General features: G+C 69.3%; 29 protein-coding genes. 18 read left to right on the forward strand and 11 right to left on the reverse strand.

All coding sequences use genetic code 11. The features are described 5' to 3' along the window. The first annotated feature begins 9 nt into the window (after positions 1–9). The gene (locus tag RWQ91_RS06025) at positions 10–2,031 is read left to right on the forward strand and encodes a VWA domain-containing protein (RefSeq protein WP_314503581.1); all 2,022 of its coding nucleotides are present in this window, start codon (positions 10–12) and stop codon (positions 2,029–2,031) included. A gap of 30 nt (positions 2,032–2,061) precedes the next feature. Here the strand turns inward: RWQ91_RS06025 and RWQ91_RS06030 are convergent, their stop codons facing one another. Continuing rightward, the gene (locus RWQ91_RS06030; protein ID WP_314503583.1) at positions 2,062–2,475 is read right to left on the reverse strand and encodes a helix-turn-helix domain-containing protein; all 414 of its coding nucleotides are present in this window, start codon (positions 2,473–2,475) and stop codon (positions 2,062–2,064) included. Positions 2,476–2,547: 72 nt separating this feature from the next. Between RWQ91_RS06030 and RWQ91_RS06035 the strand changes: the two genes are divergently transcribed. Then, a complete protein-coding gene (locus RWQ91_RS06035; protein WP_314503586.1) occupies positions 2,548–3,138 on the forward strand; it encodes a dihydrofolate reductase family protein in 591 nt (196 codons plus the stop codon). A 249-nt stretch (positions 3,139–3,387) separates the two neighbouring features. Here RWQ91_RS06035 and RWQ91_RS06040 read toward each other — a convergent pair whose 3' ends face one another. Together RWQ91_RS06040 and RWQ91_RS06045 are read right to left on the reverse strand one after the other, a co-directional pair. Next, the gene (locus tag RWQ91_RS06040) at positions 3,388–3,780 is read right to left on the reverse strand and encodes a hypothetical protein (RefSeq protein WP_314503589.1); all 393 of its coding nucleotides are present in this window, start codon (positions 3,778–3,780) and stop codon (positions 3,388–3,390) included. Beyond that, positions 3,777–4,517, reverse strand: a complete 741-nt coding sequence (locus tag RWQ91_RS06045; protein WP_314503592.1) for a CDP-alcohol phosphatidyltransferase family protein — start codon at positions 4,515–4,517, stop codon at positions 3,777–3,779. The genes RWQ91_RS06040 and RWQ91_RS06045 overlap by 4 nt, the downstream gene beginning before the upstream one ends. An 89-nt stretch (positions 4,518–4,606) precedes the next feature. Between RWQ91_RS06045 and RWQ91_RS06050 the strand changes: the two genes are divergently transcribed. The 8 genes from RWQ91_RS06050 to RWQ91_RS06085 are packed head-to-tail and all read left to right on the forward strand — an operon-like array spanning position 4,607 to position 11,165. Then, positions 4,607–5,584, forward strand: a complete 978-nt coding sequence (locus RWQ91_RS06050) for a zinc-binding alcohol dehydrogenase (protein ID WP_314503595.1) — start codon at positions 4,607–4,609, stop codon at positions 5,582–5,584. Beyond that, on the forward strand, positions 5,581–5,976 hold the full coding sequence (locus RWQ91_RS06055) for a 6-carboxytetrahydropterin synthase (RefSeq protein WP_314503598.1): 396 nt from the start codon (positions 5,581–5,583) through the stop codon (positions 5,974–5,976). Before RWQ91_RS06050 ends, RWQ91_RS06055 begins: the two co-directional genes overlap by 4 nt. Beyond that, on the forward strand, positions 5,973–6,992 hold the full coding sequence (locus RWQ91_RS06060) for a glycosyltransferase family 4 protein (RefSeq protein ID WP_314503600.1): 1,020 nt from the start codon (positions 5,973–5,975) through the stop codon (positions 6,990–6,992). The genes RWQ91_RS06055 and RWQ91_RS06060 overlap by 4 nt, the downstream gene beginning before the upstream one ends. Continuing rightward, a complete protein-coding gene (locus RWQ91_RS06065; RefSeq protein ID WP_314503603.1) occupies positions 6,989–7,825 on the forward strand; it encodes an SAM-dependent methyltransferase in 837 nt (278 codons plus the stop codon). Before RWQ91_RS06060 ends, RWQ91_RS06065 begins: the two co-directional genes overlap by 4 nt. Beyond that, positions 7,822–8,571, forward strand: coding sequence for a dihydrofolate reductase family protein (locus RWQ91_RS06070; RefSeq protein WP_314503604.1), 750 nt, complete (start codon positions 7,822–7,824; stop codon positions 8,569–8,571). Before RWQ91_RS06065 ends, RWQ91_RS06070 begins: the two co-directional genes overlap by 4 nt. After that, positions 8,558–10,198, forward strand: a complete 1,641-nt coding sequence (locus tag RWQ91_RS06075) for a CDP-alcohol phosphatidyltransferase (RefSeq protein ID WP_314503607.1) — start codon at positions 8,558–8,560, stop codon at positions 10,196–10,198. Before RWQ91_RS06070 ends, RWQ91_RS06075 begins: the two co-directional genes overlap by 14 nt. Positions 10,199–10,240: 42 nt before the next feature. Next, positions 10,241–10,678, forward strand: a complete 438-nt coding sequence (gene arfB / locus RWQ91_RS06080) for an alternative ribosome rescue aminoacyl-tRNA hydrolase ArfB (protein WP_314503609.1) — start codon at positions 10,241–10,243, stop codon at positions 10,676–10,678. 46 nt (positions 10,679–10,724) lie between these two features. Next, the gene (locus tag RWQ91_RS06085; protein WP_314503612.1) at positions 10,725–11,165 is read left to right on the forward strand and encodes a VOC family protein; all 441 of its coding nucleotides are present in this window, start codon (positions 10,725–10,727) and stop codon (positions 11,163–11,165) included. A 53-nt stretch (positions 11,166–11,218) separates the two neighbouring features. Here the strand turns inward: RWQ91_RS06085 and RWQ91_RS06090 are convergent, their stop codons facing one another. After that, positions 11,219–11,659: a MarR family transcriptional regulator gene (locus RWQ91_RS06090; RefSeq protein ID WP_314503614.1), complete on the reverse strand. Its 441-nt coding sequence runs from the start codon at positions 11,657–11,659 to the stop codon at positions 11,219–11,221. A 60-nt stretch (positions 11,660–11,719) separates the two neighbouring features. On the opposite strand from RWQ91_RS06090, the gene RWQ91_RS06095 reads away from it, so the two are divergent. Then, complete coding sequence (locus RWQ91_RS06095; protein WP_314503615.1) at positions 11,720–12,088, forward strand: VOC family protein; 369 nt, start codon at positions 11,720–11,722, stop codon at positions 12,086–12,088. 2 nt (positions 12,089–12,090) lie between these two features. Here the strand turns inward: RWQ91_RS06095 and RWQ91_RS06100 are convergent, their stop codons facing one another. After that, a complete protein-coding gene (locus tag RWQ91_RS06100; RefSeq protein WP_314503618.1) occupies positions 12,091–12,339 on the reverse strand; it encodes a YkvA family protein in 249 nt (82 codons plus the stop codon). Positions 12,340–12,463: 124 nt separating this feature from the next. Here RWQ91_RS06100 and RWQ91_RS06105 point away from each other — a divergent pair, with 124 nt between their 5' ends. Genes RWQ91_RS06105 through RWQ91_RS06115 form a run of 4 tightly spaced genes read left to right on the forward strand, consistent with a single transcriptional unit; the run spans position 12,464 to position 15,677 of the window. Beyond that, entirely contained in the window at positions 12,464–13,135 is a 672-nt protein-coding gene (locus RWQ91_RS06105) for a VOC family protein (RefSeq protein WP_314503621.1), read from the forward strand. Continuing rightward, positions 13,132–13,728, forward strand: coding sequence for a GNAT family N-acetyltransferase (locus RWQ91_RS17185; protein WP_399545974.1), 597 nt, complete (start codon positions 13,132–13,134; stop codon positions 13,726–13,728). The genes RWQ91_RS06105 and RWQ91_RS17185 overlap by 4 nt, the downstream gene beginning before the upstream one ends. A 37-nt stretch (positions 13,729–13,765) precedes the next feature. Continuing rightward, the gene (locus tag RWQ91_RS06110; protein WP_314503623.1) at positions 13,766–14,518 is read left to right on the forward strand and encodes a GNAT family N-acetyltransferase; all 753 of its coding nucleotides are present in this window, start codon (positions 13,766–13,768) and stop codon (positions 14,516–14,518) included. A gap of 40 nt (positions 14,519–14,558) precedes the next feature. Further along, positions 14,559–15,677: an FAD-dependent monooxygenase gene (locus tag RWQ91_RS06115; RefSeq protein ID WP_314503625.1), complete on the forward strand. Its 1,119-nt coding sequence runs from the start codon at positions 14,559–14,561 to the stop codon at positions 15,675–15,677. A 34-nt stretch (positions 15,678–15,711) separates the two neighbouring features. Here the strand turns inward: RWQ91_RS06115 and RWQ91_RS06120 are convergent, their stop codons facing one another. The 3 genes from RWQ91_RS06120 to RWQ91_RS06130 all read right to left on the reverse strand — a co-directional run bounded on the left by RWQ91_RS06120 (position 15,712) and on the right by RWQ91_RS06130 (position 17,780). Beyond that, positions 15,712–16,968 carry a sigma-70 family RNA polymerase sigma factor gene (locus RWQ91_RS06120; protein ID WP_314503627.1) on the reverse strand — a complete coding sequence of 419 codons (1,257 nt, stop codon included), beginning with the start codon at positions 16,966–16,968 and terminating at the stop codon, positions 15,712–15,714. Then, positions 16,965–17,345, reverse strand: a complete 381-nt coding sequence (locus RWQ91_RS06125) for a YciI family protein (RefSeq protein WP_314503630.1) — start codon at positions 17,343–17,345, stop codon at positions 16,965–16,967. The genes RWQ91_RS06120 and RWQ91_RS06125 overlap by 4 nt, the downstream gene beginning before the upstream one ends. Positions 17,346–17,489: 144 nt before the next feature. Then, positions 17,490–17,780, reverse strand: a complete 291-nt coding sequence (locus RWQ91_RS06130) for a hypothetical protein (RefSeq protein ID WP_314503631.1) — start codon at positions 17,778–17,780, stop codon at positions 17,490–17,492. Positions 17,781–17,860: 80 nt separating this feature from the next. On the opposite strand from RWQ91_RS06130, the gene RWQ91_RS06135 reads away from it, so the two are divergent. Beyond that, on the forward strand, positions 17,861–18,328 hold the full coding sequence (locus RWQ91_RS06135; protein ID WP_314503632.1) for a hotdog fold domain-containing protein: 468 nt from the start codon (positions 17,861–17,863) through the stop codon (positions 18,326–18,328). Positions 18,329–18,770: 442 nt separating this feature from the next. Here RWQ91_RS06135 and RWQ91_RS06140 read toward each other — a convergent pair whose 3' ends face one another. From RWQ91_RS06140 to RWQ91_RS06150, 3 genes are all read right to left on the reverse strand, one after another. Beyond that, positions 18,771–19,052, reverse strand: coding sequence for a helix-turn-helix domain-containing protein (locus tag RWQ91_RS06140; protein WP_314503634.1), 282 nt, complete (start codon positions 19,050–19,052; stop codon positions 18,771–18,773). Then, positions 19,049–19,453: a VOC family protein gene (locus RWQ91_RS06145; protein ID WP_314503635.1), complete on the reverse strand. Its 405-nt coding sequence runs from the start codon at positions 19,451–19,453 to the stop codon at positions 19,049–19,051. The genes RWQ91_RS06140 and RWQ91_RS06145 overlap by 4 nt, the downstream gene beginning before the upstream one ends. Before the next feature lie 108 nt (positions 19,454–19,561). Next, complete coding sequence (locus RWQ91_RS06150; protein ID WP_314503637.1) at positions 19,562–19,906, reverse strand: hypothetical protein; 345 nt, start codon at positions 19,904–19,906, stop codon at positions 19,562–19,564. Positions 19,907–20,137: 231 nt separating this feature from the next. Here RWQ91_RS06150 and RWQ91_RS06155 point away from each other — a divergent pair, with 231 nt between their 5' ends. Further along, the gene (locus RWQ91_RS06155; RefSeq protein WP_314503639.1) at positions 20,138–20,740 is read left to right on the forward strand and encodes a DUF998 domain-containing protein; all 603 of its coding nucleotides are present in this window, start codon (positions 20,138–20,140) and stop codon (positions 20,738–20,740) included. A gap of 224 nt (positions 20,741–20,964) precedes the next feature. After that, complete coding sequence (locus RWQ91_RS06160; protein ID WP_314503641.1) at positions 20,965–21,522, forward strand: type 1 glutamine amidotransferase domain-containing protein; 558 nt, start codon at positions 20,965–20,967, stop codon at positions 21,520–21,522. Positions 21,523–21,727: the final 205 nt, after the last annotated feature.

Consider the following 21,727-nt stretch of genomic DNA (forward strand, 5'->3'; position numbering starts at 1 on the left):
TTCCACCGCGTGCCCGCCCACACCAATCGGTACGGGCGGTACGACGGCGGACCCGATCCGCTCGCCCCGCCGGTGCCGGTGCAGGAGGCGCTCGAGGCGATCGGGCGCGACGTGATGTCGGGCACGTCGGCCGAGCGGGCGATGCGCGAGTATCTGCGGCGCGGCACCCGCGACCAGCTCGGCCTCGACGATCTCGCACGACGCGTGCGCGAGCGGCGCGCCGATCTGGTGCGCCGGCACCGCCTGGACGGCACGCTCGAAGAGGTGCGCAAGCTCCTCGAGCACGCGGTGCTCGAGGAGCGCAAGCACCTCGTGCGCGATGTCGACATGGACGACGACGAACGCGCCTTCGCCGAGATGCGACTGGAGAACCTGCCCTCGAGCACCGCGGCCGCCGTCAACGAGCTGGCCGATTATCCGTGGCAGAGTCCCGCAGCCCGCGCCGATTACGAGCGCATCAGAGAGCTCCTCGGCCGCGAACTGCTCGACCAGCGTTTCGCGGGCATGAAGAACGCCCTCGAAGGGGCGACGGATGCCGATCGCCAGGCGATCCGCGACATGCTCGCCGACCTGAACGATCTGCTGGAGAAGCGTCGGCTCGACGAGGACACGGAGCAGGATTTCGCCGATTTCATGGCGAAGCACGGCGACCAGTTCCCCGAGAACCCGCAAACACTCGACGAGCTGCTGGACACGCTGGCCGAGCGCTCGGCCGCCGCGAACCGGATGCTCAACTCGATGACCCCCGAGCAGCGCGAAGAGTTGATGAACCTCGCTGCGCAGGCCTTCGGATCGCCCGACCTCATGCAGTCGCTCTCGCGGCTCGACGACAACCTGCGCTCACTCCGGCCTGGCGAGGACTGGTCGGGGTCGGCATCCTTCTCGGGCGACGAGCCGACCGGCCTCGGTGAGGCGACCGGGGTGATGCAGGAGCTCTCCGACCTCGACGCGCTGACCGATCAGCTCGGTCAGGCCTACCCCGGCGCCCGGTTGGACGACATCGACGTCGACGCGCTCGGACGGCTCGTCGGGGACGAGGCAGCCGTGAGCGCTCGCGCTCTGCGCGACCTCGAGCAGCAGCTCAAAGACACCGGCATGCTCCAGCGCGCCTCCGACGGCGCCCTGCGCCTGACTCCGCGCGCGATGAGGCAACTCGGTCGCGCGCTGCTGCGAGACATCGCCACACATCAGTCCGGCCGCACCGGCCGCCGCGAGACACGCAACGCCGGCGCGGCCGGCGACCGCACCGGCTCCACACGGGAATGGGCGTTCGGCGACACCGAAGCGTGGGACATCCCGCGCACGATCTCCAATGCCGTGCTGCGCACGGTCGAAGCCGGCGCAGACGCGTCGAGCGGGGTGCGCCTGGATACCCGGGACGTCGAGGTCGTCGAAACCGAGGAGCGCACGCAGGCGGCCGTCGCGCTCCTGGTCGACACGTCCTTCTCGATGGCGATGGACGGGCGGTGGGTGCCGATGAAGCGGACCGCGCTGGCTCTGCACCACCTCATCTCCAGCCGGTTCCGGGGCGACAGCCTGCAGCTGATCGCATTCGCCCGGCATGCCGAGGTCATGGACATCGAGAAACTGACCGCGCTGGACGCCGTGTGGGACAAGGGCACGAACCTCCACCACGGGCTGCTCCTCGCCCAGCGGCACTTCCGGCGGAACCCCACGGCGCAGCCCGTACTGCTGATCGTCACCGACGGCGAGCCCACATCCCACCTCGAGCCGGACGGCCGCGTGTCCTTCGACTACCCGCCGGATCCCCGCACCATCGCCCTCACGGTGCGCGAGCTCGACACGGTGCAGCGGCTGGGCGCGCAGACCACGTTCTTCCGCCTGGGCGAAGACCCCGGCCTCGCGCGCTTCATCGACGCGCTCGCGCGCCGCGCCGGCGGCCACGTCGTCGCCCCCGAGCTCGACGACCTCGGACGCGCGGTGGTCGAGAGCTACCTCGGCTCACGCCACACCGGCCGCGGTGCGCCGGAGGACTTCGGCGAGATGCTGCGCGGGCGTTCCTGGTGGTGACGCTCACCGCACGGTGACAGCAGCGCGTGCTCAGGCGTCGAGGTGGCGGGCACGAAGCTCCTGCATGACATCGGCGATGTGCGCGTCCCCGCCGGTGCGAAGCACCTGCTGAGCCTCGTGGGCCGCCGCGCTGCCAGGTCGCCAGTCCACCCCCCAATTGCCGTAGGCCACCAGAATCGGCAGGGTCCGGATGCCGGCCTCGGTGAGACTGAAGCGCGCGCGCTGACCGCGCCCCGCCGCTCCGCGGGTGAGGAGCCCGGCATCCAGGAGACGCTTGAGGCGGTCGGCCAGGATGTTCGACGCGATGCCCTCGGCCGATGCTGTCAGCAGTGCGCGAAAGTAGCGGCGGTCCGCGAAGATCACGTCGCGCAGGATCAGAAGCGACCAGCGGTCCGCGAGCACGTCGACGGCGGCGGTGATCGGATCCGGGGGTGGTGCGTCCACGACTCCTCCTTGACAGGCCTTCCCTCGCCAATATAGTGGTTGCAGATCGCAATCACTACGGAAGAGGACCACATGGGCCGATTCGTGTACTCCATGAACGTGTCGCTCGACCTGCGCATCGAGCAGGTTCCCGGCGACAACGGCACCGGCGAGTGGATGAAGATCGACGAAGAGCTGCACCGGGAGTTCAACGCGCGGGCGCGAGAGGTCGCGGTCATCGTCCACGGGCGCATCTTCTACGAGACGATGGAGGACTTCTGGCCCACGGCGCACGAGGACGCGACACTGCCGGACTTCCTGCACGAGTACGGCGAGATCTGGACCACCAAGCCGAAGGTCCTCGTCTCGCGGACGCGCCAGGCCGCGGATCACAACACCCGCATCATCGGCGGCGACGACGCGATCGCCCAGCTTGCCGCTCTCCGAGCCGAAACATCCGGCACGATCGGGGTCGGCGGGGCCATGCTCGCGACGCAGCTGCTGCGTGCCGGACTTCTGGACGAGCTCCTGCTCGCGACCCATCCCGCGATCCTCGGCTTCGGGCGCCCGCTGTTCGACGACTACGAGCTGCCGATCGACCTGGATCTTCTCGAGCAACACTCTTTCGCGTCGGGTGTGACGATGCATCACTACGCCATCAGAGCGGAGGGGACGCCGTCGTGATCACCGGAGTGGCGGAGGGCGTGTCGGTCCACCAGAGCGCTCTCCTGCGCAACAACAGCGTCGTGGTCCGCGGCGCCTCCGGTGTTCTCGTGGTCGACGCCGGCATCACGGGCGCGGAGCTGGGCGACCTCGCGGACGACATCCGCATGGCAGGCGACGGGAGTGGGTCGCGGATCTGCATTCCTGGCAGGCGCGCAGCCTGGGCGGGCGCCCGGCGAAGATCTGACACCGGGTCGCTGACGAGGGCGCTCAGTCGCGCCGGGTGCGAAACGCCGCGACGGTCGTCACCGCGAGCACGACGATGCCGATCGACTCGACGATCACCGTCTGGGGGACGAGCATGAAGTCCCAGGTCTCGGTGATGCCGAACAATCCGACGGTCAGCGCGAGGACGAGCGCCATCAGCGTCGCGATCAGAAACAGCAGGCTCAGGACGGCGGCCGCGCGAAAAAGCGGGCCGCGCAGGACGATCATCGCGATCGCCAGCACGAGCCCGGCGACGGCGTTGAGCACGAACATCACGCCGAGGATGCCGCCCACCCCGTTGAAGACCAGATAGAGGTGGATGCCGCCCGTGATCAGCAGTAGGGCGGCGCTGAGGATGCGCAGCACCCACATGCTGCGCGGAATCGTCTCTGTCATGATGTGACTTCCGTTCTCTCCGGGTCCGTCCGCGCGCGGACCGTCAGGTCGCCGCGTCGGCCGATCAGCCAGATCACATCCCGGCCGAAGGACTCCAGCAGCAGGGCGAGGGCGAGCACGGTCAGGCATGTGCTCGCCCACATCGGGGGAAGGCCGGTGGCCACGAGGGTCAGCGAGGCACCGGCGACCGCGGTGACGACCTTGCGCCAGTAGCGCGGCGGAAGAGTGCGCCGCATCCACGGCATCGCCCACCCGGCGATCACGAACACGTAGCGCAGCGCGCCGATCGTCAGCACCCACCACCCGAGCATCGTCGCGACGTAGGCGCTCAGCACGAGCAGCAGGAACGCATCCACCTCCATGTCGAAGCGGGCGCCGAGCGCGCTCACACTGTCCGTCCGGCGGGCGAGCCAGCCGTCGACCGCATCGAGCGCGAGCGCGATCGTCGTGAGCGCGATCAGCAGCGGCATCGAGACGAGCGCGCTCAACGACGTCGTCACCAGGGCCGTGACCAGGCCTACGAGCGTCGACCGCGCGGCGGTGGCGGCGTTCCCCCATCCGAAGTTTTCCATGCCGCTGCGCCGCAACCCCCTGGCGAGGAGCCCGTTCGACACGACAAGGTAGAGGACACCGGCAGCCCACCCGGCGGCCGACAGTGGCGAGACGCGGTCGACCGCGAAGAGACCGCACAGCCCCGCCGCGATCGAGGAGAGCGGAGCAAGATGGACCTTCGGCATGAAGAGCTCCTTCCTCCTTCCGTCATGGATACCACCGGCCCGGCCTGTGCCGCGAGGCCCTTGACGGCGTGGACCCGGTGCGTGTGCCGATGATCGCGACCGCGTTCTGGCTCGAAGCGCCCGGCCGGGGTGCCCTCCGCAGCGAGGCGATTCCCGATCCTGCGGCGGGAGAAGTGCGCGTGCGGACGCTCTACACCGGCATCAGCCGGGGGACCGAGTCGCTCGTCTTCCGCGGCGAAGTGCCGGCGGGCGAGCGAGAGCGCATGCGCGCGCCCTTCCAGCGAGGTGACTTTCCCGCACCCGTCGCCTACGGCTACCTGAACGTCGGGGTGGTGGAGCAGGGTCCCCTCGAACTCGAGGGGCGCACCGTCTTCACGCTGTTCCCGCACCAGTCGGCCTTCGTCGTGCCGGCGTCGGCGGTGGCCGTCGTTCCCGTCGGCGTTCCCGCGCGACGGGCGGTGCTGGCGGGAGCCGTCGAAACCGCCGTCAACATCCTGTGGGATGCCGCACCCCTGGTGGGCGACCGCATCACGGTGATCGGCGCGGGGATGATCGGCGCCGCCGTCGCGCGACTGGCGGGCGGCATCCCCGGAGCAGACATCGCGGTCGTCGACGTGGACCGCGCCAAGAGGCAGGTGTGCGACAGCCTGGGCGTCGCGTACTTCCACCCCGGTGACGCCCCGCAGGATCGCGACCTCGTGATCGACACCAGCGGTTCAGCGGCCGGCCTGCAGCTGGCGATTGAGACCGCCGCGACAGAGGGCGAGATCATCGAGGCCAGCTGGTTCGGCGACCGCCCGGTCGAGCTGCGCCTGGGCGGCGACTTCCATTCCCGCCGGCTGACGATCCGCTCCAGTCAGGTCGGCGCAGTGGCGCCGCGCCGTCGGGCGAGCCGATCGACGGGGGACCGCCTGGCGCTCGCCATGCAGCTGCTGCAGGACGATGCCTTCGACCACCTGCTGACCGGTACCTCGCCGTGGCGCGACCTGCCTGCCGTCATGGCCGACATCGCGGCCGGCGCTCTGCCGGGCCTGTGCCACACGATCGACTGGAGCGAGAGCGCATGACCTACTCGGTGACCGTCCGTGACCACATGATGATCGCCCACAGCCTGTCGGGCGAGACCTTCGGCCCGGCGCAGCGGCTGCACGGCGCGACGTACGTGGTCGACGCGACCTTTCGATCGCCGGCGCTGGATGCCGACGGGGTGGTCGTCGACATCGGGCGAGCCTCCGACGCCCTGCGGGGCATCGTCGCTGCGCTGTCGTACCGCAACCTGGACGACGAGCCCGAATTCACCGGGGTCAACACGACCACGGAGCGCCTGTGCAGCGTGATCGCCGAGCGTCTCGTCGACGCGGTGCGCGAGAGCGGTCTGGGCGGAACGGCTCTGTCCGGCATCCAGGTCACGCTGCGCGAGTCGCACATCGCCTGGGCCTCGTACGAGGTGCCGCTGTGACAGGACCGGCGCTGTGGTTCGTCGTGCCCGCGGGGTTCGATGAGCACGAGCGCGTCAGCGGCGGCAACGTGTACGACTTGCGGGTGATCGCTGAGCTGCGGTCACTCGGCGAGGATGTCCGCATCGCCGAGGCGCGCCCCCCTGCGAATCCGTTCGAGGGCATCCCCGACGGCGCTCTCGCTGTCGTCGACGGGCTCGTGGCGGTCCGCGAGTCCGCGCAGTTCTCCGCGGCTGCCGAGCGGCTGCGGCTGGTCGCGCTCGTGCATATGCTCGTGACGGCATTCGCTGATCCGGAGAACGACATGGTCGACGGGGAACGCCGCGTTCTGCCTCGTGCGCTGCACGTGGTCGCGACGAGCGCGTGGCTGCGGGATGAGATCGTGACCCGGCGACTCGTCGCGCCCGAGCGGATCACGGTGGCCACGCCGGGTTCGGATGCCGCCCCCCTCGCACGAGGCAGCGCCGAGGGCTCGTCGCTCCTGTGCGTCGGCGTGGTCGCTTCGCACAAGGGTCAGGACACGCTGATCGAGGCTCTGGGCAGCCTCGATCCCGATCGACCGTGGACCTGCACCTTCGTCGGGTCGACGGCGATCGAACCCGGCTTCGCCGCGCGGGTGAGCGCGAAGGCGGCCGACACCGGCCTCACGCACAGGATCACCTGGGCCGGCGTGCTCGAGACGGAGGAACTGCACGACACCTATGCGCGCACCGACGTGCTCGTCGCACCGTCGCGAACGGAAAGCTATGGCATCGCCGTCGGCGAGGCGCTTCGCCGCGGCATCCCGGTGATAGCAAGCGACGTGGGCGGAATCCGCGAGGTCGCACAGCCGGAGGACGCGGTCGTCCTCGTGCGACCCGAGGATCCGGCGGCACTGGGCGACGCGCTGCGGCGCTGGCTGGACGGGTCCGGGATGCGTCGCGCCATGCGTGATGCCGCACGGCGGGCAGCGCCCGACCGTCGCTCGTGGAGCGACACGGCCCGCGACATCCGCGACGTGCTCAGGGAGCTGTCGTGAGCGCCGTCATCCCGGTGTCGGTCGACTGGCTGAGTCTGCGCGAGCCCGCGGATGTCCACGCGCGCTCTCGCGCGCTCGCCGTTCAGGCCGGACGGATGCTGCGCGGACCGGTGACGGTCCACGACCTCGGCAGCGGCACGGGATCCATGATGCGCTGGTGCGCGCCCCTCCTACCGGCTCCGCAGACGTGGGTGCTGCACGACTGGAACGAGGACCTCCTCCAGCACGCGGTCGCCGCATCGGCCCGCGACGCGTCCGGGAGTTCGGTCACCGTGCGCACGCGGGTCGGTGAGCTGGGTCGCCTCGATGCGGAAGGCATCGCCGGGGCGTCGCTCGTGACGGCATCCGCTCTGCTGGATGTGCTCTCGGCCGCGGAGGTCGAGGCCATCGTCACCGCGTGCGTCCAGGCCGGCGTGCCGGCCCTCTTCTCGCTGTCCGTGACAGGCAGCGTGCGGATCGATCCGGCTGATCCGCGCGACGGCCTCTTCGAAGCCGCTTTCAACGACCACCAGCGCCGCACGGCCGACGGCCGCAGACTGCTCGGGCCGGATGCCGTCACGGTGGCCGCCGACCTGTTCCGGGCGGCCGGCTGGTCGGTGCAGTTCGCCGAGTCGCCGTGGAGGCTGGGGGCGGATCGGGCATCGCTGATCTCGGAGTGGATCGATGGGTGGCTCGGCGCCGCCGTCGACCAGGAGCCGTCGCTGCGGGAGCCGGCGGGGGAGTACGCGCTTGTGCGCGCTGCCCAGTGCGACGCCGGTCGGCTGCAGGTCACCGTGCAGCACGCCGACCTGCTCGCGTGGCCCGCGACGCTTCAGCCGGGAGGTGGCCCATGACACGGCCCTACGTGACGCTCAGCTGCGCGATGTCGATAGACGGGTACCTCGACACCGAGGCACCGCAGCGGCTGGCGATGTCCAATGCCGCGGACTTCGACCGCGTGGACCAGCTGCGCGCGGAGAGCGACGCCATCATGGTCGGCGCCTCGACGGTCAGACGCGATGACCCTCGCCTGCTCGTGCGCAGCGCCGACCGGCGGCTGCGGCGAGTCGCCGACGGCCGCAACGCCTCGCCCATCAAGGTCACCGTGACGGCGACCGGCGACCTGCCGCTGCACTCGTCGTTCTTCACGACCGGTGACCTCGATAAACTCGTGTACTGCCCGCGGGCAGAGGCGCCGCGCATCGCGGGCGCTCTCGGCACGCGGGCAACGGTCGTCGGCCTCGGCACCGAGGTCACCATGCGCGACCTCGTGCACGATCTGGAGCGGCGGAACGTGCGAAGTCTGCTCGTCGAGGGGGGCGGCCGTCTGCACACCCAGTTTCTGCGCGAGGACATCGCCGACGAGCTGCAGCTCGTCATCGCGCCGTTCTTCGTCGGCGAGTCCCGCGCGCCGCGGTTCGTCGAGCCGGGCGCTTTCCCATGGACGGCGTCCCGACGAGCAGAGCTGGCCGATACACATCGCATCGGCGACGTGGTGCTGCTTCGGTACGCGCTCTCGAAGCGCTTTCGCGGCGAGCGAGGCGCCGGGGCCGGCGCGCGCGAGCACCGGGTCGGCGCAGGGCGTGATGGGGCGGACTGACAGCGGTTTCGGCGACCGGGGGGCGCGCGGCGGCGTCCTGGTGACGCTGCTGGCCGGCGCGACGCTTCTGGTCGCGCCACAGCTGCCGGCGGCACTGCGCGAGGGAGAAGTGAGTGCCGCGTTCGGCATCCCGGTGGAATCGCTGATCGTGCTGATCGCGCTGCTGGTCGCGGTGCGGCCGGTCGTGCGCGCCGTCGCAGCAGGCGCCTTCGCCGTGATCGTCGTCGCCGCCCTCCTGCTCGCCCTGCTCGATCTCGGTTTTCGAGCGACGATCGACCGGCCGTTCAACCCCGTCGAAGACCGCGGTGCACTCATCGACGCATTCGGGGTGATGCGCACCGCGCTCGGACCGGTGACCTCGGGTGCGGTGCTGCTGCTCGTCATCGCCCTCGTCATCGCCGCGACCGCCGGAATCGCCTTCGCGGCGCTGCGGGTGGGAGCCGCCGCCCGCGCCGCCGGATCCCGGGGCCGTGCGACGCTCGCGATCCTGGCGGGCGCGTGGGTGGTCTCGTCCCTGACGGGCGCCCAGCTGGCTCCGGGGGCGCCGGTGGCGGCATCCGGGTCGGGCGACACGCTGGTGGCGACGACCGAGCGTGTCGCGTCGGGCCTGCGCGAGCAGCAGGCTTTCGAGCGGGCATTGCAGAGTGATCCGCTCGATCGGGTCGATCCGGCGCGGCTCCTCTCGGCGCTCGAGGGCAAGGACGTGATCATCGCCTTCGTCGAAAGTTACGGGCGCGTGGCGGTCGAGCCGGCGCCCTTCACCGACGGCATCGAACGCGTGCTCGCCGACGGACAGGCCTCGCTGACGCGGCGGGGATACGCCTCCCAGAGTGCCTTCCTTACCTCGCCGACGTTCGGCGGTGTCAGCTGGCTGGCGCACGCGACGCTGCAGAGCGGTCTGTGGGTCGATTCGCCGGCCATCTACGCCCGGCTGCTCGCACGGCAGCGAACGACACTGACCAGCGCCTTCGAAGCAGCAGGGTGGCGGACGATGGCCGTGGTCCCGTCGAACGAGCGGGCCTGGCCGGCCGGAGAAGCGTTCTACGGCTTCGACACCAGCCTCGACTCCACCAATATGGGATACCGCGGCCCGTCGTTCGGCTACGCCCGGATGCCGGACCAGTACACCTGGCAGGTCTTCCACGACCGCGCCGAGCGGGGCGGGACGAGGCCGCTGATGACCGAGATCGACCTGGTCTCGTCGCACACGCCGTGGACGCCGTTGCCGCGGATGGTGCCATGGGCAGAACTCGGCGACGGGTCGGCGTTCGCCCCGCAGGCGGCACGCGGTGAATCGCCCGTCACGGGGTGGACCGACGCGCAGCGCGCCCGCGAACTGTACGGCCGATCGATCGAGTACTCCCTCGGGGCGATCTTCTCGTACCTCGAGACGTACGGCGAGGACGATCTGGTGCTGATCGTCCTCGGCGATCACCAGCCGGCGCGGATCGTGAGCGGGGTGGATGCCGCGCACGACGTGCCGGTCAGCATCATCGCGAAGGACCCGGCCGTCTTCGCGGCGATCGAATCCTGGGGCTGGGAGGACGGCGTGCACCCGAGCCCTGCCGCCCCGGTCTGGCGCATGGACCGGTTCCGCGACCGCTTCGTCGACGCGTTCAGCGGGTGACGCGCCCACCGGCTGCGCGAGCCGTCGGAGGATGATGGACTCATGCCCGCATCCCCATCCTCCGGTCTGCCGGTGACGCCGGGCGTGACGATCCCGGAGTCGGAGCTGTCGTGGCGGTTCTCCCGTTCGTCGGGCCCCGGCGGGCAGGGCGTGAACACGGCGGACTCCCGCGTCGAGCTGATGTGGGATGCCGCCGCGTCGGCTGCGCTGTCACCGGTCCAGCGCGAGCGGGTTCTGCAGCGCCTCGGCGGCAGACTGGTCGCGGGAGTCCTCACCATCGCGGCATCCGAACATCGCGCGCAGCTGCGCAATCGCGAAGCCGCCCGCGCCCGACTTGCCGCGCTCGTGTCCGATGCGCTGCGACCGCCTTCTCCGCCGCGCCGCCCGACGAAGCCGACGCGCGGCGCCAAGGAACGGCGGCTGAAGGCGAAGCAGCACAGGACCGAGACCAAGCGGCTTCGCCGCCCACCCGCCGACTGAGCGTCGCGTCCGGGACGCTGTCACGGCAGGCGCGTACCGTGAACCCATGCCGATCAAACTGGAGAACGTGGCCATCGCCGTCCGAGACCTCGATGCCGCAATCGCCTTCTTCACAGACCTGGGTCTCACGGTCATGGGACGAGACGAAGTCAGTGGCGAGTGGGCTGACACCGCTGTCGGGCTGGACGGCAACCATGCCAGGATTGCGATGCTGCAGACGCCCGACGGTGTGGGTCGCCTGGAACTGTTCGAGTACATCCATCCCGATGCGATCGAGACGGAGCCGACTCTTCCCCATGAGATCGGCATGCACCGTGTCGCGTTCTCCGTGGACGATATCGACGAAGCGCTCGCCATCGCCGCACGTCACGGGTGCTTTCCCCTCCGCGGGGTCGCCACGTACGAAGACCTCTACAAGCTCACCTACGTGCGCGGCCCGAGCGGCATCATCGTGATGCTCGCCCAGGAGCTGAAGGGCACGCCCTGAAGGGCACGCGGCCGAATCTCGGCAGAGCGGCGCGACGGCGGTCGGACATCGCCTCAGCCACGCAGCGAGTGGATCATGCTCCGCAGAATCGTCAGCGCCTGGGACTGCTCGTCCGGAGACAGCGCACTCAGCATCCTGACCTCGACGGATCGAACCGCAGCCGACGCCTCGTCGAGCCTCTGCCTGCCCAGCGGCGTGAGCTGAGTGGGCAGCGCCTTGCCGACGGCTGCCTGCGTCGATCGGGTGACGAAGCCGTCGCGTTCCAATGCCTGCAGAAGCACGTTCATCGACTGCCGGGTCACGAAGGCTCCCCGCGCAAGGTCGGAGTTGGACAGACCTGGGCGCTGCGCGAGGAGCTCGAGACAGGAGTAGTGCGTGATGGTCATGCCGAGGGGGCGCAGCACCGACTCCATGGCGGTCCGCAGGGCGCTCGAGGCTTCCTTGAGCAGGTACCCCAGCGACGTCTGCAGGACGATTCCGTCGGCTTGACTCATGTCAGTATTCTGACATAGAGTCTGTCGTGTCAGAAAACTGACACGACAGATGAGAGCAGCATGCCGGTCACCGGACCCGACTTCATCTCGCTCCAGGTCCAGGACCTCGATGCGTCGAAGAACTTCTACGAGCAGTACCTCGGCCTGGTGCCATCGCCGGCCGGCCCGCCCCACGCTGTGGTCTTCCAGACCACGCCGATCGCCTTCGCACTGAGGGACATCATTGCGGGCACCGACCTTGCGTCAGCCGCTCATCCGGGCATCGGCACGGCGATCTGGCTTCACGCGACGGATGTTCAGGACATGCACGATGTGCTCGCAGCCGATGGTCACACGATCGTCTCGGACCCGATCGACGGGCCGTTCGGCCGCACCTTCACGTTCGCCGACATCGACGGCTACCGGATCACCGTCCACGACCGCGCCTGAGGCTATTTGGTTCCCAGACCGTCCAGCCAACGGCGCTGTTCGCGCGCGAAGAGCACAGCGAAGATGCTCCATACGCCGATGTCGTCGACGAAGCCCAGGGGACCGAGCAGAAGCTCGGGAATCATGTCGATCGGCGCGACCGTGTAGACGACCGCGGCGATAGCGGCGACCCACGTCGTCGGAGCGACGCGATGCTGCCGGTCTTTGACCGCTTTCAGGAATGTCCACCACATGCCCTCAGTGTGCGGCATCTGCTTCGTTCCTCCGTTCGGCCGCAGGAACTTGGCCGCAAGTTCACAGCGATAACCAAGCAAAGCGACCCCTGGCATGGATCGGCGCGGCGTGAGATTCTGCGTGCGGACGAAGGAGTGCGACATGGATGAAGCGACGGGTGCATCGGAGCGGATCTCGCCGGCGGCATTCCACCGCGCGTCGGGCGTTTCCGACTGGCGGGTCACCGGCTCGGGGCCGCAAGCCGTCTTCCTCGCGACGTCGCTCGCGCATGCGGCTCAACTCGTCGACCCGGTGCTCGCCGCCGCCGAGCGGTGCGAGATCCTTCCCGACATCGACCTGCGACCCGAGGCAGTCGTGGTTCGCATCCCGGATCGCGGCGCAGAGGGCATTCCTTCGCGCGCCGTGGATTTCGCCGCCACCGTCTCGGAGGCCGCTGCCGAACGGGGTCTCACCGCGGACCCGGCTCACGCGCAGTCGATCGGCATCTACGTCGCTCAGCACTCCGAGACCGACGCCCGGCCGTTCTTCCTGGCCGCGCTGGGCTACGAGCCGCTGGGGGAGACGGATGCCGTCGACCCGCTCCGCTGCGGACCGCAGCTGGCCTTCAACCCGATCGCCGGCGACGTTCCCGCACGAGGTCGGACCCACTTCGACGTCTTCGTCCCGGCGGACCAGGCCCAGGCGCGTGTCGATGCCGCTCTCGCCGCCGGAGGAAGACTTGCGGACGATTCCTACGCGCCGGCGTTCTGGTCGCTCGCGTCGCCCGACAACCACGGTCTCGACATCGCGTCCTGGACCGACACCTCTGAATGATCCGCCGTGCCCCGCCAGCCCGGGCGGGCGACCGCGCGGCTACACTCGGCCGCGTGCTGATCCGACGGGCAGTCGCGCGTGATCTCGACTCGATCAACGCGGTGCACACCGCGTGCCGGCGGTCGGAGTGGCCCGAGGCCCTGGCCCACGCGAGCGAGCACCGATGCGTCCTGGTGGCGCTTGTCGAGGGCGTGGTCGTCGCAGCTGCGAAGACGCATCTCCAGACGGAACCTGCAGGCGCAGCACCCGCCGGGCACTTCCTGGGCGGCGTGAGCGTGCACCCGGACCACCGTCGCCGTGGGATCGGGTCGGCCCTGACCCGGGCGCGGATCGACTGGGTGTGGGAGCGGTCGGACGTCGTCTACTACTTCACCGACGACGACAATGCGGCGTCGATGCGAATGCACGCCGCCTACGGGTTCCAGGAGATCGCGAGGTCACCCACGCTCCTCGGTGCACGTGCGACTCATCGAAGTCTCGTGCTCTTCCGAGCCGTTCGCCCCCTCGGGTCGCTCAGGATCTCTCGGCGAGCGTCCGGGGCCACTCGTAGGCTGGATCGAGCCGGCGATCGATGTCTTCGCGACCGATCGTGACGACGGGGTCCGGCAGTTCCCGCTGAGGAGGACGGGCATGTGGGTCGAATGCTTCGAAGAAGACGCGCGATTCGAGGGCGACGAGGTCGAGTCGCTCGTCGGGCAGTTGCTCGCCCATGTCCGCGACACCCACGATTCGCCATACCCCGATGACGAGATCCGGCTGTGGGCACGCAACTTCGCGGAGGCGTCCGTGCGAGAGGACGGCCCGGTCGGCCGCCTTCCCTCGATCGGCCCCATCGAGGTTCACCCCGTGACCGAGGACCGCATCGATGACTGGCTGCAGCTGTTCGACCGGGACGCCTTCGCCGACAATCCCGACTGGGGCTCGTGCTACTGCCTGCACCCGCACACCGGTGACGTGCCGGAGCGCCCCTGGCGCGACGTGCGCGCTGAGATGATCGAGCGCCTGCGGTCCCGTGCGACGGTCGGGTACCTCGCCTACGTGGACGGGCGGCCCGCAGGCTGGGTGAACGCGTCGCGGCGGTCGACGTATGCGAAGTACGACGGGATCGACCCGTCCGGCCCCCCGCCGGAGGCGATCGTCGGCGTTTCCTGCTTCGTCATCGCCCCGCCCTACCGTCGGCACGGTGTCTCATCGGCGCTGCTGGACCGTGTCGTTGCTGACGGCGCGGCCCTCGGTGCACGATACGTGGAGGGTTATCCGAAGCGAAGTGCTGACGGGAGGGATGCCGAAGCCTTCTGCGGGCCTCGATCGATGTTCGATGCACGCGCCTTCGTTCCTGCCGAGGAGCACGAGCGTTACACCGTGGTGCGACGACCCGTCTGATGCGCGGAGGCCTGGATCGTGGATCGGCTACCGTCGTCGCATGACACGGGTGTTGATCGTCGGCGGTGGGCCGGCAGGCATGGCGAGCGCGATCGCCTTGGCACAGGCGGGTGTGGATGCCGAGATTGTGGAATCATCGGCGGACTGGCGCCCCGGGGGCATCGGCATCGCGCTGCAGAGTGCGCCGCTGCGGGCGACCAAGCAGCTGGGTCTCTTCGACGATCTGCTGCGGGTCGGCAGGCCGCACCATGTCATCGACATGAGCGCCCCGGACGGCACTGTGTTCGCCGAGCTGCCGCAGATGAACGTCAATGACCCGACCGACCCGCCGTTTCTCGGCATGGCGCGTGAGTCTCTCCACGAGGTCATGGTCGGCGCCGTCGCGCGCGCCCGCGTGCCCGTGCACCTCGGTGTGACGGTTGCCGATCTCGATGAGGCCGCGGATGACGTGTCGGTGACACTGACGAACGGGCTCAAGGACCGATTCGACTACGTCGTCGCGGCCGATGGGGCGAATTCGGCGATGCGGTCGCTCGTGCTGCCGGACGCGCCGCAGCCGGTATTCGCCGGCCAGGTCATCTGGCGGGCTGCGGCATCAGCCCCCACCGGGCTGGAACGGTACACGATGATGATCGGCGGACCGATTCGCCTGGGACTGGTGCCGCTTCCCGACGGCGGGCTGTATCTCTGGATGCTCGACAGCACCCTCGGCCCCGAGCGCCCTCCGCGCGACGAGCTGCTGGAGATGTTCCACCAGAGGTTGAGCCGATTCGGCGGCCACGCTCCGGCCGTCGCGGCGCAGTTGACCGATGTCTCGCAGGTGGACTTCCGGGCGCTGAACTGGCTGATCGTGCCGCCGCCCTGGCACGCGGGGCATGTCCTCCTGCTCGGCGACGCGGCTCACACCACCACACCGCATGTCGCCTACGGCGCCGGCCTCGCGATCGAGGATGCCGTTGTGCTGGGCGAGCTCGCCGCGACCGGCATCCCGTTCCCCCAGCTCGCGGCTCAGCTGGCGGCACGCCGCTTCGACCGCGCGCGCCTGGTCGTCGAGACGTCGCTGCAGCTGTCGCGATGGGAGCAGGAAGCCGGCCCGCCCAACCCCGGTGCCGGCCGGCTGATCGGCGAGACGATGGCGAGCCTCGCCGCGCCGATCTAGTCCTCAGGCGAAGCCGGACTCGAGCCCGAGAAGCTCAGACGGCACCGCCGAGCTGGTCCCGACGGCGTGACAGATACGCCCGTTCAGCCGGATTGGCGGTGAGCTGGATCGCACGGTCGTAGGCCGCGCGCGACTCGGCGCTGCGGCCGACCCGCCGCAGAAGGTCGGCGAGTGCGGCGTGGAACGCGTGGTAGCCGTCCAAGGTCTCGCCGAGGCGGTCGACCTCGGCGAGCGCCACATCGGGACCGTCCACCTCGGCGACGGCGATCGCGCGGTTGAGCCGCACGATGGGAGAGGGGTCGATCCGCACCAGGCGGTCGTACAGGGTGACGATCTGCGACCAGTCGGTGTCGCGTGCGGAGGGAGCAGCGGTGTGCACCGCGTTGATGGCGGCCAGCAGCTGAAAACGCCCCGGCTGCTGCCCGCCACCGGCAACGGCGGCAATCCGTTCGCGCACGAGCGCGTGACCCTCGAGCACCAGGTCGCGGTTCCATGCGCCGCGGTCCTGCTCGTCGAGGGTCACCAGTTCGCCGCCGCGCGACACACGCGCCCCGCGCCGGGCGTCGGTGAGCACCATCAGAGCGAGGAGACCGGCCACCTCACCCTGGTCGGGAAGGAGGGTGCGCAACAGACGGCCGAGACGGATCGCCTCTTCGGTCAGGTCGGCTCGTACCGGATCATCGCCGGCGCTGGCCAGATATCCCTCGTTGAAGATGAGGGAGATCACGGCCAGGACGCCATCGAGCCGCTCGCGGACATCGCTCTGCGAGGGCGACCGGTAGGGGATGCGGGCAGCCCGGATCTTCGCCTTGGCCCGGGTGATCCGCTGAGCCATGGTGGTCTCGGGAACGAGGAAGGCCCGGGCGATCTCGGCGACGGTCAGTCCGCCGAGCAACCGCAGCGTCAGCGCGACCCTCGACTCCATGCTCAGAACCGGGTGGCAGCACGTGAAGATCAGGCGGAGGCGGTCGTCGTCGACCGGTCCGACCGGGTCCGGCGGAGCGTCGTCGACCGGCATCCATGCCGCCTGGTGTTTGTCATCGCGACGAGACTCGCGCCGCAGCCTGTCGATCGCCTTGCGGGCGGCGGTCGTGGTGAGCCAGGCGCCCGGGTTGGGGGGGACGCCGTCGCGCGGCCAGCGCTCCACCGCTGCGACGAATGCATCGGATGCCGCGTCTTCGGCGAGATCGAGATCGCCGAAGCGACGAGCCAGACCGGCCACCACCCGCGCCCACTCGTCACGGTGGACGCGGGCGATGGCCGTCGCGACGGCGGAGTCGGCGTCGGTCACTCCGCGGCGAAGCGCTCGACGATCTCCGCGAGGTCCGACGGGAACCGGTGCACCTCCTGAGGCCAGTCCAAGGAGACGGCCATCCGGCCGGCCCAATACCGCGCGGCGTCATCGTCGGCGACCTCGATCACCGTGAAGCCGCCGAGGTGTTCCTTGGACTCGACGAACGGCCCGTCGGTGAACACCGCCGTGCCGTCCTTGCTCACCACGCTGCAGATCGCGGTGGAGGCGTCGATGCCGCCTTCCGCGAAGAGGAAGACTCCGGCATCCGTCATCTCCTCCAGCAGGGCATGCGAGGCTTCGCTCTTGCGCTGCAGCTCGTCGGCGGTGTGCTCGGGCACCCACTCGTCGTTGAATGCGATCAGATACTTCGGCACTGGTCTTTTCCTCTCATCAGGACGGAAGCCGCTTGGCGGCTCCGCGCTCGTCGACCCGATCGGGTCGCATACCTACTCCACGAACGGCGAGTCCCGGGAACGACATCTTTGCAAGAGATTCCCCGGATTCCGAGAGGTGCGGCTTCAGACGATCGTCTCGACGGTCAGAACATCCGTCCTCGCGATCGCTCGTCGATGCACGTCGGCGAGGGCGAGGCGTTCCGGGTCCTGCAGGTACGCCTGCATGCGGGCGTCATCCGGCAGGTCGATCAGCTGCACCTCGAGCGGTCCGTCTCCGCCGCCGACGCGACGGACTCTGCTTCGCACTTCGCCGCCGTGCCGGGGGATCAGACTCAGCACCTGGTCTTCATAGCCGGTGAGGGCGTCTTCCTGACCGTCTGCCGCCCACAGCAGGACGCAGAGTCTGATCGTCATGGGAAAGAGAGTACTCAGCACGGCCGACCGACGCTCCCGCGGATTGGACACCGCGAGCGCGACGCGCGAGCATTCTTGACATGCGATCCCCCGGACAGCGGCTGCTGCGTCTGTGGCGCCTGCACAGGTTGCCCGGCGGCACCCGCGTGTTCTCCTGGATCTTCGGTCGGCGCGTGCCCTACTCGGGATCGGTGCGGCCGCACATCCGCGCCCTGTCGCCCGGTCATGCCGAGGTGGAGATCCCCGACCGTCGCGGCAACCGTCAGCACCTCGGCTCCGTCCACGCCGTCGCGCTGGTGAACCTCGCCGAGCAGGCCAGCGGACTTGCACTGCTGACCGCCCTTCCCGACGGCATTCGAGGCATCGTCACCGAGATCTCCATGCGGTACCTGAAGAAAGCCCGCGGCCCCATCCGCGCGGTGTGCGACGTCACGCCGCCGGCGGTCTCGGGCGACGTGGAGTTCGACGTGACCGCTGACTGCGTCGATGCCAGCGGCGATGTGGTCGCCCGAGGGACGGTGCGCTGGCGGCTCGGCACGGCGCGCTGAACGACCCTGGACGGCCGCGAGGTCTTCGGCCACGACTGGGCGATGTCCACCGAAGAGCCGACAGACGAAGCGGGCCGGCGTCGATACGGTTCGATCAGACCCGTTGCCGCGTCGGCGCCTGCATCCCCAGGGGCTGTCGCGCCACGCGTTGCGCGGCTCGGGTCGGCGCGGGTTTCAGGTCTCCCGGGATTCGGTCCCCAATGCTGGTCTCGGGGGGCCGTCCAGATCGTCGACCCGGCAGCATCCGGCACGCCGACTTGCGCATTTCGCGTAATGAGTTCCTCCCCGTTGCGTCCTATACGTGCGGAGGGGTGCGCTCCTCGCTGCCACTCCGCGCTGCTCGTTCCAGCACACGGGTCGGCGTCGCCACACTGGGGGCGGAGGCGACGTCGACCCACCTCATGCTCGACGAACCCAGGCCATGGCGCAGGTCATGCCGTCCCTAAACCTGGCCGGCGCCCCACGCTCCGAGCGCGAGAATGGCCTCCCGCAAGGCGAGCCCACGCTCGGTCAGCACGTATGCCCGGGTGTTGTGACGCAGAGGCAGGCGGGAAAGCACACCGGCCGCCTCCAGTTCCCGCAGGCGTGTGGCGAGCATGTTCGTCGGTACTCCGAGGTCGCGCTGCAGATCGCCGTAGCGCTGCGGCCCGTCCAGCAGCCGCTCCACGATCAGCAGCGCCCATCGCGCTCCCACGATCTCCAGGGCTGCGGCGAGGTCGGTCACGCGGTGGGATCGGTATCCGGCTTCATCCAGAACGGCGAATAGTGGTAGCCGTCAGGGTCGTCGAACTGGCGCTGGTACATGAAGGGGTAATCGTCGGTGTCACCGATGCGTCCACCCGCGGCAGCGGCGCGCTCGACGAGCTCGTCGACTGCCTCGCGGCTGCCGAGGTCGAACGACACGGTGACTTTCGACGGCGTGTTCTGACCGCCGATCAGTTCTTCGGTACCCCCGACGCTCGCGTACATCTCACGACTGCCGAGCATGACGTACTGGTCGGCGGCGATCGCGAAGCACGACACGTTGTGATCCGACATTGCGGCATTCAGGTTCCACCCGAGCGCGGTGTAGAAGGCGGTCGCGCGCTCGACGCTCTCGACGGGACAGGTGATGAAAAGGCTCATGCGCTAACACTTGCAAAATGCAAGTGTCTCGTCAAGCCCTGTCGCCGTCCTTCGCCGACGGAGCCGCCACTCCGACCGATCGCTGAACGGTAACGGTCGGCGGTCTCCTCAGTAGTCGTAGTCGTGGCTGTCCGCGGCAGTGGTGTCGGGGACCTCGGCTACGACGGCTTCAGCGCCATGCGCTCGTACGCGCGCCGCTTGATCGCGCAGCCGTGCCACGAATTCTTCGTCGACGAGCTCTTCGAAATCAGAGTGCTCGGAATCGGAGATCAACTGACTCGCGGGTCCGATCAGGATCTCCGACCGGCCGAGCGAGCCGTCGTCGTTGAGGATCGGGACATCGATCGTCGCCGACGTGTCAGCCTCAGCGAGTGCTTGCGCACAATCCAGAATCGCTCGGGCGATCTCACTGCCCGTGAGTATCGAATGTCCCGCATAGTGCAGCCTGTCCATGTCTCCATCGTCGGGCAGGAGCCCGCACCGCGCACGGGCTTGACGACGAAGCGACGGCTCGTTAGCGCGGCGCCGTTCGAGGGAGGCATTGTCAACGCGGCGGTCGCTGGTTAGATTCGAATCTGTTCCCTAGGGAAGGACAACATGATGAGCAGCCACGATCGTTGAAATACCAAAGCGAGCCCCCGCCGATGTGATCGGCGGGGGCTTCGTCCTGATGACTGTTCGCTCGTGACCATCGCTGCCATCGCCGGTGTGACGGCGATCGTCGCCGGCGGGACCACGGTGGGGTTGATCGCGATCCTGCACCTGCTCGAACCCGAATACGACCCGTCCTGGCGGATGATCAGCGAGTACTCCCTCGGGCGATACGGGTGGGTCATGCGCGTCGCCTTCGTCACGATGGCCATCGGGCTGGTGGCGACCTGCGTGGCCTTATGGCCGTTCGGCGGCGTGTGGACCATCGGCCTTGCCGTCGTCGGACTGGGCGGCCTCGGTGCTGCGTTCATCGATGCAGATCCGATCATGACCACGCGTGCTCAGGCCACCCCCGTCGGAAAAGCGCACACGCTTCTGGGCGCCGTGCTTCTCGCCGGCTTCCCGCTCGCCGCGCTGCTGGCCGGGGTCGGGGTGGCGTCCACGCTCGGCTGGTTGCCGGCGATCGCCTCCGTCGTTCCGTGGGCCGGCCTGGCGTGGTTCCTGGTCGCGGCCGCCCCTGCCGGCGGGCACGGCGGCTCTCCCCAGCTGCGGATCGGCTGGCCGGACAGATTCTGCCTCCTCGCCTACCTCGCGTGGGTGGTGCTCGCGGCGGTCTGCGCTCTGCCCGTCGTCTGACACGAGTCCTGCCGGGGCGCATTCTCCCCCGGTGACCCGCGCATGTGAAGCCCCTGTGTGGGGCGATCGCCCGCCGCGCATGCTCGCCCGAGGAAGATCCGAGGGCGCCCCTCCGACCCAGGCACGCACTCGAATCCGGATGCCGCCCCCGCGGCATCCCGTCATCAATTACTCACGAATGAAAGGGAAGACTGTGAGATCAGTTGCAAGGGGATGGTCCTGAGATGGCCGGCGGATTGAACGGACGCAGGATCGCCATCCTGGCGGCCGACGGTGTGGAACGAGTCGAGCTCGAGCAGCCCCGCAGTGCTCTCGATGCCGAAGGCGCCGAAACGGTGCTGCTGTCCATCGAGGGCGGCGAGATCGCGGCTCGCAACAACGACCTCGAGGACGCGGGGACGTTCTCGGTGGACCGGCGCGTGGCCGACGTCACCCCGGACGACTTCGATGCTCTGGTGCTCCCCGGCGGCACCGTCAACCCGGACAAGCTGCGGATGGACTCCACCGCGGTGGCGTTCGTGCGCGACTTCGTCGACTCCGGAAAGCCGGTGGCGGCGATCTGCCACGGCCCGTGGACTCTGGTGGAGGCCGATCGAGTGCGCGGCAGGCGGCTGACGTCGTACCCGAGTCTTCGGACGGACCTGCGCAATGCCGGCGCTGAGGTGGTCGACGAGTCCGTCGTCACGGACGGGTCGCTGACCACCAGTCGTTCGCCGGAGGACCTCGAGGACTTCTGCGAGCGCATCGCGGCGGAGTTCGCACAGCAGCCTCAGCTGAGGTGAACCGACGCTGCACCTGTCGACGGGCCAGCGGGTCCGTCGACAGGTGCCGCGGCGTTGCTGCGGCACGTCACCGCAGCCCATGAACGAGGAGGCGGCGTAGCATCTGAATGTCGCCCCAGACCCCGGCGTCTGCTCCACGGTCTATCCAAGGGGGTGCGTGATGCAAACGCCGTCTCGCCTTCGTCACGTCAACCAGCTTCGTGCT

Origin of the sequence: uncultured Microbacterium sp. (genome assembly GCF_963524805.1) — a bacterium.
Lineage (GTDB): Bacteria > Actinomycetota > Actinomycetes > Actinomycetales > Microbacteriaceae > Microbacterium.